This is a genomic window from Streptomyces calidiresistens, assembly GCF_014141525.1.
GTDB classification, from domain to species: Bacteria; Actinomycetota; Actinomycetes; order Streptomycetales; family Streptomycetaceae; genus Streptomyces; species Streptomyces calidiresistens.
Map to the genome: position 1 here is coordinate 1 of NZ_VKHS01000117.1, position 10,084 is coordinate 10,084.

Genomic DNA, 10,084 nt, shown 5'->3' on the forward strand with positions numbered 1-10,084 from the left:
GGGGAGGGGCGGACGGATCATCGCCCTCCTCGGCCTCACCGGGCCCCTCCGCGACCCGCTGCCCTGGTTGCTGGTCCCCGCGCCGCTCCTCACCGCCCTGCTGCTGCGCCCGCTGTGGCCGGCCGCCCGCGACCTGCTCGCCGACCGGTACGGGGTCGACCTCGCGCCGTACGCCCCCACGGTCTTCGCGGCGCTGATCCTGCTGCACGTACCCACCACGGTCGGCACCATGATCGCGCTGCGCCGGGTGGAGGACGCCGAGGAGGGACTGCCCCGTCTGGTGCGGACCACCCCGGTGCCCGCGGCCCTCCCGCTGCTGCTGTGGCTCGCGGTGGCCTGGGGGCTCTCCCTGCTCCTCCTCGCGGTGGCGATCCCCTTGAGCGGCCTCGCGCCGACGCCGGGCCCCGGGCCGATGGTCGCGGCTCTCCTCGCCGCCCCCCTCGCCCCGCTCCTGATCGCCGTCGTCGCGGCCACGGCCGGCAACCGGGTGGAGGCGCTGGTGGCGACCAAGGCGGCGGGAGCCCTGTCGGTCGGCGTCCCGGTGGCGGCGGCCCTGCTGCCGGCCCCGGCCGGCACGGCGGTGGCGCTGCTGCCACCGGCCTGGCCGCTGCTCGTGCTCGCCGCCGCCGACGGGACGGCGTTCCCCGCCCTCGCCGTCCTCACCGGATGGGCACCGGTGCCGGCCGCGGTCGCCGTCCCGGCGGGCGTCCTCGCCGGTTCGGCGCTGTGCGTCCTCCCGGCCCGCCGTGCCCTCGCCCGGGGACTCTCCCCCTGACCCGCCCGAGGGGCGGGGACGGGTCAGGGCAGCAACCCGCGCCGGACCGCGAACACCGCCAGGTGCACCCGGTTGGCGCTCCCGGTCTTCTCCAACAGACTCGCCACGTGCGTCTTGACCGTGGTGACGCCCAGGTGCAGCCGGCGACCGATCTCCGCGTTCGACAGGCCCTCACCGAGCAGCGCGAGGACCTCCCGCTCGCGGGGCGTCAGCTCCGGCACCGGGTCCCCCTCGGTCCCGGCCGGGGACGTGCCGGCCCGCACCGCCCGTCCCACCAGCCGTCGCAGCACCGGCTCGCCGAAGGCGCCGCCCCCCGCCGCGGCCCGTCGGATCGCGTCCACCAGTTCCCTCGGCCGCGAGTCCTTGGCCAGGAAGCCGCACGCCCCCGCCTCCAGCGCCGGGTAGAGGTGATCGTCGTCGTCGAAGGTCGTCAGCACCACCACCCGGCTCGCGGGGCGCTCCCGCAGGATGCGCCGGGTGGCGGTGACGCCGTCGGTGCCGGGCATCCGCAGGTCCATCAAGACCACGTCCGGCAGCAGGGCGGAGACGACCCGTACCGCGCCGGCCCCCTCACCGGCCTCCCCGACCACCTCGATGTCGGGGGTGGCCTCGCACAGCATCCGCAGGCCGGCACGCACCAACTCCTGGTCGTCGACGACCACCACCCGGATCACCGGGCCCCGGCCCGTCCCACCGGCTCCCTCCGGCGTGCCGCTCGTGCCCGGGGCGTCCCCGGTGTCCGTCCGCCCGTTCACCGTCGCCCCCGGGTCGAGCAGGCTCCCGGAATCGGCGCGCCGTCCCCGGCGGGGGACGGGGGCGCGTCGGGGAGTTCCGCCACCAGGGCCCACCCGCACCCTCCCTCCCGCTCCCCGTCCCCGCCCACGGGGCCGTCCCCGCCCACGGGGCCGGCGCGCAGCACGCCCCCGACCAGCGAGACACGTTCGCGCAACCCGATCAGGCCGTGGCCCGGCTCGTCCGCCGCGCCCGGCCCGGGGCCGTTCGGGGCCCCGGGCTCGCCGTCGTCCACCACCTCCACCCGGATGGTCCCCGGCCCGGCGGTTCCCCCGTCCGCGGCGGCCGGGACCACGACCCGCACGCAGGCGTGCGCTCCCGGCCCCGGGTGGCGGAACACATTCGTCAGCCCCTCCTGGACCAGGCGCAGCACGGTGGTGGCCCGAACGGCGTCCAGCCGCTCGGCGGCCGGCGCGATCTCCGCGTCCACCACCACGCCCACCGCCCGGGCCCGTTCCACCGCGGCCCGCAGCGCCTCGGGCAACTCCCCCGGGGAGAGGGGTGCCGCCGACGCGCCGGGCGGTCCGTCGCCCACGGCGGTCGGATCGCGCAGCGCCCCCACCAACCGCCGCAGGTCGGAGAGCGCGGCCCCGGCGGCCCGGTGCACGTCGTCCAGTACCTCGGCCACCCGGGGATCCACGTCCGGAACCACCTCCCGGGCCACCCCCACCCGCAGCGCCATCGAGGCCACGTGGTGCGCCACCAGGTCGTGCACCTCCCGTGCCACCTCGGTCCGCTCCGCCAGACGCGCCCCGCGCGCCGCGAGGGCCCGGCGCCGTTCGGCCTCCTCGGCCCGGGCCCGCGCGTCGGCCAGCGCCCGGGTGGACGCGCGCAGGTAGGCGCCCATCAGCAGGGGCACCCCGGCCACCACGGCTCCCCGGAACGCCGCCGCCGTCACCTCGGCCGCCCCCGGTTCGGCCACCACCAGGCACACCGCCGCCAGCGCGCCCGCCCCCACCAGGGCACGCGACACGGGGCGGCGGGCGGCCAGTTCCGTCACGGCCGCCATCGCCAGCACCTTCACCGCCACCGGCGAGGCGTCCGCCCACGCGTGCGCGAGCAGCAGCACCCCCGCGGCGCCCGGGGCGGCGGCCTCCGGCCGGGCACCGCCGGCCAGGAACACCCCCCAGGCCAACAGCAGCACCACCCAGTCCCGAACGGTGGGGGGAGGGCCCCGGGCGAAAAGCACGCACCCGACCCCCGCGGGCAACAGAACCAGGCGGCCCGGCGCGAGCGCCCCGGCGAACGCCCGCCCGCCCCACGTCGACAACATCTCCCGACGGTAGCGGCGGGCGGTTCCGACGAACTCCACCCGAAGGAGGAGGCGCCTCCTCCTTCGGGCCGGGGATCCCGGCCGATCCGCCGAGGCCGGCGGGGCGCGGCACGGTGGACGGTGGGGGCGGGGCGCAGGCGCCCCGCCGGCACCCTCGTCAGTCGTCGCCCGGAGGTACCCGTGCCCCGCACCGCTCCCGAAACCGTCGCTCCCGAACGGGCCGTCGCCCCCTCCGCCGCCCCGGGACGTCCCGGCGACCGGACCCTGTTCCTGCGGGAGTTCCTGCGCCATCCGCACCGCACGGCCTCCGTGGTGCCCAGTTCCACCGCGCTCGCCGAGCGGATGGCGGTCACGATCCCGGAGCGGGGTGAGCCGGTGGTGGTGGAGCTGGGGCCCGGCACCGGGGCCTTCACCGGCGTCATCCGGGAGCGGCTGGCCGGCCGGGGCCGGCAACTCGCCGTCGAGTCCAACCCCGACCTCGCCGCCCACCTGGCCCGTCGCTTCCCCGACGTGGAGGTGATCGTCGGTGGGGCCGCCCACCTGGCCGAGCTGCTCGCCCCGTACGGCGCCCGCCCCGACTCCGGTCCGGAAGAGGGGGAGCGGCGGGGCACGGGAGGTGTGGACGTCCTGATCAGCGGCCTGCCGTGGTCCGCCTACACGGGGCCGGCCGGTGGGGCACTGCCCCGGGTCATGGCCTCGGTCCTCGCGCCCGACGGTTCCTGCACCCAGTTCGGTTACGCCTGGAGCCGGTGGACGCCCCCCGCCCGGCACCGGTTGGCCGGGTTGCGAGCCGCCTTCGGGGAAGTGGTGGTCGGCCGCACGGTGTGGCGGAACCTGCCGCCCGCACTCGTGCTGCACGCCCGCCGCCCGACGCGGGCGGCGGGCGTGCAGCACTCCCGGTTCACCCCGCGGGCCGGGGCGACGGTCCGCCCGCGGTGATCCGTCCCGACGCGCGGGGGCCGGGACGTCCACGGGGGACGCCCCGGCCCCCCGCGAACCCGTCGGGGCCCGGGATCAGGCCCAGTACCCCGGCGCGACCGCCGTGCTCAGGCCGCCCCGTCGGGTGTCCAGACGCGTCAACTGCGCCACCACCGGCACGTCGGAGCGCACCACCAGCCCGTAGGGCTCGCCCAGCGGCACCGCCTGCGGATCGATCAGGTCGTTGATCCGCACGTGCCGCACCCGTCCGGCCTCCACCCGCAGCGGATAGGGACCCACCTGCTCACGGTCCTCGTGCAGGACGGTCAGCTCCACCGCCGCCGGTTCGGGGCCGGCGTTGAGGAGGCACAGTTCGTCCCGGCTCGTGAACTCCGGCTCCGGCCCGGTGCTCTCCACCGGGATGTGGCCGCCCGGGAACACCCAGGTCCGGCTCCCGGGGGTTTCGAAGGTGCCCGTCGCGCTGCTCATGCCCTCGCCTCCTCGCGGCGCTTCCGCTTCCTCTCCTCCAGGTGGTGCCATTCCTGCGACCCCTCCTCGACCAGCAGGTCACGGAGGTGGTCGTTGAGGAAGACGCCGCCGGGGTCCAGCCGCCGCCGCACCTGTTGGAAGGTGTCCCAGCCGGGATACAGCGGGCGCAGGTCGGCGGCCTTCAGTGAGTGCTTCTTGCCCCAGTGCGGCCGACCGCCGAAGTCCCGCATGATCGGCTCCAGGTCCCCGAAGTACTCGTCGTGGGGGAGGGTGTTGTTCTGCAGCAGGGCGATCGTCATGGTCGGGCGCCCCTCGCAGGTGCTGATCAGGCCGTCGTCCGGGGCGATGGTGCGCAGCAGGACCCGCCACGCCACCGTCCGGCGGTGCCGTTCCCGAATCCGCTCGCGGATCACCCGGAAGCACTCCAGCCCCGCCTCCAGCGGCAGCATGTACTCCATCTCGTCGAACTTCAGTTCCCGGCTGTTCGGGATGATCTCGTGATTGGAGGCCGTCTCGTCGCGGCGCAGGTGCCGGCCGGGCGGGACCAGGGCGGGGTCCCCGGGCTCGTCCCCCGGCATGTTGAGCGTTCGCACCTGGGCGAGGTCGCTGCGCGGGTACCAGTAGAGGTCGAAGTGCCGATGGGCGGCGGCCAGGCGGTGGAAGTGCTCCAACGCCCAGTCGACGTGCGTACACCAGTTCACCCGGTGCAGGTCGTGGTCGGGCAGCAGGCGCAGCGTCAACGAGGTCATCACCCCCAGCGCCCCGAGGGAGACCCGGGCGGCACGCAGCAGGTCCCGGTCGTGGTCGGGGCCCGCGTCCTCGCCGAAGGGCACCACCTCGCCGGTGCCGGTGACCAGGCGTCCACCCACCAGGTTCGCCCCCAGGTTCGGCAGGGTGGTGCCGGTGCCGTGGGTGCCGGTGGCGATGGCGCCGGCGATGGCCTGGTAGTCCACGTCGCCGAGGTTCTCCATGCCCATGCCCACCTCGGCCAGCAACCGACCGGCCTCCGCCAGGCCGGTGCCCGGCAGCAGGGTGCCGCGCAGTGCCTCGCGGTCGTGCGACACCAACCCACTCATCCGATCGAGTGACATCAACACCTCGTCGGTGGCGGACAGCGGTGTGGAGGAGTGGCCGGAGCCCACGGGGCGCACCGTCTCCCCGCGCTCGGCCGCCCGCCGGACCCGCTCCACCACCTCCTCCTCGTCGGTGGGATGGAGGAACTCGCCGGGTGTGAAGCGCAGGCTCCCCGACCAGTTGACGAATTCCCCGGGGCTGTCGGGCATGCGAACGGTCTCCCTTCGCGGTGACTGGTGTCCGTCGACTTCGGCGCGCCGTGCGCGCCCGTGGCGGTTCACCTCCCCTACAACATCGGACTTATGGCAAGAACCGTGAGGAAAGCCGCGCAGCCCATGATCGTCTGCATGACGGTCCAGGTCACCAGCGTCTGTTTCTCGGTGAGTCCCAGGAAGCGGTTGACCAGCCAGAACCCCGAGTCGTTGACGTGCGAGAGCACCGTGGCGCCCGCTCCGATCGCCACCACGATCGCGCCGAGCATGGCGGCCGACAGGTCCTGTGCCTCCACGGCCTGCGCGACGATCGCGGCGGCCGTGACGGTGGCCACGGTCCCGGAGCCCAGGCACACCCGGAGCACCGCCGCCGCCACAAAGGCCAACAGGATGATCGGCAGGGCCGTGGCCTCCAGCACCTCCTCCAGCGCGTCACCCACGCCGCTGCGCTCCAGCACCTCGCCGAGCACCCCGCCGGCGCCGGTGACCAGCAGGATCATGCCCACCGGCTCCAGCGCCTTGGTCGCCACCGACTGCAGTTCGCTCCGCCCCAGCCCGTAGCGCATCCCCAGGACGTAGAAGGCGAGCAGCACGGCGATGATCAGCGCGACCATCGGGTCGCCGACCAGGGCGATGACCCGCGCGAAGAGGGTGTCCTCGTCCAGGACGGCGTCGGCCACGGTGTTGCCGAGGATCAACAGCAGCGGGACGGCGAGGATCGTCAGCACCAAGCCGAAGCCGGGTCGGTTCCCCTCGTCGCCGTCGTCGTCCCCGTTGCCGCCGTCGGCTTTGCCGTGGTCCTCCTTCCCCCGGTCGCCGTTGCCCCCGTTCTCCGATCCGCCCCCGTTCCCGTCGCCCCCGACCTTCTCCTCCATCTCCTCCGGCACGCCGACCACCACGCGCTGCCCGATGAAACGGCCGTAGAGGATGCCGCCCAGGATGACGGCGGGGATCGAGGCCAGCAGGCCGAAGAGGATCACCCAGCCCAGGTCGGCCCCCAGGATCCCGGCCGCCGCCACCGGTCCCGGCGTGGGCGGGATCAGGCTGTGCGCCGCGCTCAGGCCGGCCAGCAGGGGGAGGGCGAAAACGATCAGCGACTTCTTCAACCGCTTGGCGAGGGTGTAGACCAGCGGGATCAGCAGCACCAGGGCGACATCGAAGAAGACCGGGATCGCCACGATCAGGCCGGTGGCCCCCAGGGACCAGGGCACCCGGCGTTCACCGAAGGCCGACACCAGGGTGTCGGCGATCCGTTCGGCCGCGCCGGTCACCCGCAGCACCTGCCCGAACATCGCCCCCAGGCCCACGATCACCGCGACCGTGCCCAGAACACCCCCCATGCCCTCCTCGACGGTCTCCGCCACATCCTCCAGGGGGATGCCGAGCGCGACGGCGGTGAGCACGCTGGTCAACAGGAGAGCCACGAAGGCGTGCAGCTTCAATCCCATGATCAACATGAACAGTACGGCGATGGCACCCGCCACGATGGCGAGCATGGCCACGGTCGTCACATCTGCCTCCCGGGGGACGGTGGGGCCGGGTCATTCCTCCGGGATATCAATCGGACATCTCCCGTTGAGTCCAACATGCCCGACACGCGTGCGAGAAACCCGTGTCCCTTGTGACGCTCTCGTGACCACCTGCCCCGGGTGGCACCCCGGCCACCGGGGGACGGGAACACCCGGGGACTCCGCCCGGTTCATCGCTGTGACGGGCCACTCGCCCACCGTGCACCCGCCGCCCTCCCCGGGCGGCTCCCTCCACCGATCCCGGACGGCCCGACCGCCGGGACACGCGAAAGGACACCAGCGTGAACCCCGAGACGCCTTCCCAGCCGACCGCCGCCGCACCGGACCCCGGCACCCCCGCCCGGGTCGGCTTCTGGTTCGACCCCGCCTGCCCCTTCGCCTGGATCACCTCCCGGTGGATCCTGGAGGTCGCCCGCCTGCGGCCGATGGACCTGCGCTTCCGGGTGATGAGCCTGTACGTGCTCAACGAGAACCGGGACATCCCGGAGGAGTACCGCGCCCTGATGGACGCCTCGCTCGGACCGGTCCGGGTCCTGACCGCCGCCGCGGAGCGTCACGGGGAGAAGGTGCTCGCCGACCTCTACACCGCCATGGGAACCCGCATCCACCCGGGCGGGAACAAGGACTTCCCGGCCGTGGTCCGCGAGTCCCTCGCGGAGGTGGGTCTGCCCGCCGACCTGGCGGAGGCCGCTGAGGACGACGCCTTCGACGCGGCGCTGCGGCGCAGTCACCACGAGGGCATGGACGCCGTGGGGGAGGACGTGGGCACTCCCACGATCCACATCGACGGGGTGGCCTTCTTCGGGCCGGTCCTCAACTCGATCCCCCGGGGTGAGGAGGCGGCCCGGCTCTTCGACGCCGCCCGCACCCTGGCCTCGTATCCGGACTTCTTCGAACTCAAGCGCACCCGAACGGGGGAACTCTCCTTCGACTGAGGCCGGCGGAACCCGCGGCGCGGTGGGATCGCCGGAACGGCCGTCCCGCCGCGCTCAACCCGAACGGGGAGCCAGCAGGACGCCGAGCAGGGCGAACACCGATCCGGCGATCATCATCACGGCCGGGACGGGTTCCCGCACCCCGATGGCGATGATGGCGCCCGCGACCATGCAGGCGATGCCCGTCTGTGTCATTCCCCTGCCGAACCTGCCGATCGCCGTATTCGCGTGATGCACGATCATCCTCCGGATTCTCGGAATCGCCCTGGTCGGTCGTGTGCTCGTCCCTTTTTCGCGTTTTCGCGCCTCGTCGCGGGACGGTCCCCACGGGGGCGGGGGAAACACCCTGCCCGATCCGCGCGGGATTCGCCCGCGCACCGTGTCCTTCGGGCGTCTTTCCGGCATACGGGAGGGCATGCCCGAAAGGGACGCGGGAGCACCGCGCCCCGTGCCCGGCGGCGGATGACCGGGAGAGGACTCGAACGACCACGGGGACGACGACCGCGATCGGCGCCTCGCGGGGAGGAGGGGGACCGGACCCGCCCGCACCGCCGCCGGGGCGGCACGACCGGCATCGACGGTGGTGCCATCCGTCACGGGCCCGCCCACCGCGGCGGATCGGCCTCAGCCCTCGGCACCCCCGTCATCCGCCAGGAGGGAGGCCAGGTCGCCCAGCACCTCGGAGACCGTCACCGCGTCCAGATCCCCGAAGCGGGGCGCGCCGGCCCCATCCGGCCGGCCCCCGTCCGGCTCGGTGGCCAACCGGACGGCCCGCACAGACTGTTCCGGTATCAGCCCCGGATCCACCGTGACGATCCCCCTCCCCGGGTGGATCACCACGTAACGGCCCGACCCCACCTCGCGGAAGAGCCACCGCTCCACCCCGTCCTCCTCCGGCTCCCCGCGCACCCAACCGCGCCGGACGAGGGCCAGCAACGCCCCGGTGGACACCGTCACCCCCTCGAAGCGCCGCAACCGCGAGGCCCCCTCCTCACCCGGCCACAGCCCGTGAACAGCCCGCTCCACCTGGGGAAAGGGCTGAGAGGTGCCGCTCCCCGCGAACCGCGCCCGCCACGCCGTCAGTTCCTCCCCCAACTGCAGGGGATGGGGCAGGCGGATGACGGCGTGGTCGCCCGGGACCACGGGGCGGCCGTGGACGTCCACGCCCGTGCCGCCCGGACCCGGTCGGAAGGTCACCACCCGCTCCCGCCCGTCGGGTCCCTCCTCCCCGGCCTCCCACACCAGCCGACGCACCGCGTGACCGAGCAGCGGGTGGGCCGCGAGGTGCCGGTGGAACTCGGCCCGGGACCACCGCCGTCCCTCCACCATCTCCCGCTCCCATCGGGGAAGCAGCTCGGCCGCCACCGCCCGCGCCTCCCGGCGCAGCGCCGCGAAGCGTCGGTACTCCGCACGGGCACCGGGGCCGTCCCCCCGAAGTCCCGGCTCCGGCGGGCCCGTCCGCGTCCGCCCCGCGTCGTCCACCACGAAGGGCCGCAGCCGCTCGTCGAAGCCGACCACGAACCGCCGGGCCCCGTAGTCGATGACGGTGCTCCCGTCGGGATCCAGACCGAGGTCGGGGACCAGACGGTCCGCCAACTGCTCGGCGGACAACCCCAGACCGGCCGCCACCTCCACCATCCGTTCCCCGGCCCGCCGGCGCAGGGCCGTGAACCGGCTGCCCCGCGAGAGCCCGTGCAGCGCGCGCAACGCCTCCTCGGTGCCGATGGCGGCCAGCACGTCCAACCCCCTCACCGCCCGGTGGTGGCCGTCCTCTCCCGGCCACCGATCGATCAACGGCACCAGCAGGCGCACGGTGTCGTCGTCCCCCAGCACCCCGAGCGCGGTCATCATCCATCCCGCCGCCGGCGGCATTCCCATCAACCGCCACCGCTCGAACAGCGCCTCGACGAACCCGGCCGGGGAACCGGGCTCGCACGCCTCCGCCAACGCCGCGCGGTCCACGCACTCCGTCCCGGCCCGCCCCGGGCCGGCGTCGTCGCAGGCGGCGAGCCGACGCAGCAGCAGCCGGGTGGCGGCGAGGGGAAGGGGGCGGCCGTCACGCGCCACCAGACGGGGGAGGGTCGCGG

General features: G+C 74.7%; 10 protein-coding genes. 3 read left to right on the top strand and 7 right to left on the bottom strand.

Annotated features, from left to right (window positions below):
• Positions 1–775: Rv2686c family ABC transporter permease subunit (locus tag FOE67_RS07695; RefSeq protein ID WP_498370694.1), on the top strand; the 775-nt coding region annotated here is incomplete at its 5' end.
• Between the two features lie 23 nt (positions 776–798).
• On the opposite strand, the gene FOE67_RS07700 is transcribed toward FOE67_RS07695, so the two are convergent.
• Positions 799–1,530, bottom strand: a complete 732-nt coding sequence (locus FOE67_RS07700) for a response regulator transcription factor (RefSeq protein ID WP_323384449.1) — start codon at positions 1,528–1,530, stop codon at positions 799–801.
• Positions 1,527–2,840: a sensor histidine kinase gene (locus FOE67_RS07705; RefSeq protein WP_182661825.1), complete on the bottom strand. Its 1,314-nt coding sequence runs from the start codon at positions 2,838–2,840 to the stop codon at positions 1,527–1,529. The genes FOE67_RS07700 and FOE67_RS07705 overlap by 4 nt, the downstream gene beginning before the upstream one ends.
• A gap of 180 nt (positions 2,841–3,020) precedes the next feature.
• Here FOE67_RS07705 and FOE67_RS07710 point away from each other — a divergent pair, with 180 nt between their 5' ends.
• Positions 3,021–3,779, top strand: a complete 759-nt coding sequence (locus tag FOE67_RS07710; RefSeq protein WP_323384451.1) for a class I SAM-dependent methyltransferase — start codon at positions 3,021–3,023, stop codon at positions 3,777–3,779.
• 75 nt (positions 3,780–3,854) lie between these two features.
• Here FOE67_RS07710 and FOE67_RS07715 read toward each other — a convergent pair whose 3' ends face one another.
• From FOE67_RS07715 to FOE67_RS07725, 3 genes are all read right to left on the bottom strand, one after another.
• On the bottom strand, positions 3,855–4,247 hold the full coding sequence (locus tag FOE67_RS07715) for a sensory rhodopsin transducer (protein ID WP_182661827.1): 393 nt from the start codon (positions 4,245–4,247) through the stop codon (positions 3,855–3,857).
• On the bottom strand, positions 4,244–5,530 hold the full coding sequence (locus tag FOE67_RS07720; RefSeq protein WP_182661829.1) for a D-arabinono-1,4-lactone oxidase: 1,287 nt from the start codon (positions 5,528–5,530) through the stop codon (positions 4,244–4,246). Before FOE67_RS07720 ends, FOE67_RS07715 begins: the two co-directional genes overlap by 4 nt.
• A 77-nt stretch (positions 5,531–5,607) precedes the next feature.
• A complete protein-coding gene (locus tag FOE67_RS07725) occupies positions 5,608–7,044 on the bottom strand; it encodes a GntP family permease (protein ID WP_182661831.1) in 1,437 nt (478 codons plus the stop codon).
• A gap of 299 nt (positions 7,045–7,343) precedes the next feature.
• Here FOE67_RS07725 and FOE67_RS07730 point away from each other — a divergent pair, with 299 nt between their 5' ends.
• The gene (locus tag FOE67_RS07730) at positions 7,344–7,997 is read left to right on the top strand and encodes a mycothiol-dependent nitroreductase Rv2466c family protein (RefSeq protein ID WP_182661833.1); all 654 of its coding nucleotides are present in this window, start codon (positions 7,344–7,346) and stop codon (positions 7,995–7,997) included.
• Between the two features lie 54 nt (positions 7,998–8,051).
• On the opposite strand, the gene FOE67_RS07735 is transcribed toward FOE67_RS07730, so the two are convergent.
• Complete coding sequence (locus tag FOE67_RS07735; RefSeq protein WP_182661836.1) at positions 8,052–8,192, bottom strand: hypothetical protein; 141 nt, start codon at positions 8,190–8,192, stop codon at positions 8,052–8,054.
• Between the two features lie 429 nt (positions 8,193–8,621).
• On the bottom strand, positions 8,622–10,084 hold a 1,463-nt coding region (locus tag FOE67_RS07740; RefSeq protein ID WP_182661839.1), incomplete at its 5' end, for a DUF4132 domain-containing protein.

Bases quoted from the DNA above. Each gene is read 5' to 3' on its own strand.
- FOE67_RS07705 (WP_182661825.1), bottom strand. From the start codon at position 2,840: ATGTTGTCGACGTGGGGCGGGCGGGCGTTCGCCGGGGCGCTCGCGCCG.
- FOE67_RS07715 (WP_182661827.1), bottom strand. From the start codon at position 4,247: ATGAGCAGCGCGACGGGCACCTTCGAAACCCCCGGGAGCCGGACCTGG.
- FOE67_RS07720 (WP_182661829.1), bottom strand. From the start codon at position 5,530: ATGCCCGACAGCCCCGGGGAATTCGTCAACTGGTCGGGGAGCCTGCGC.
- FOE67_RS07735 (WP_182661836.1), bottom strand. From the start codon at position 8,192: ATGACACAGACGGGCATCGCCTGCATGGTCGCGGGCGCCATCATCGCC.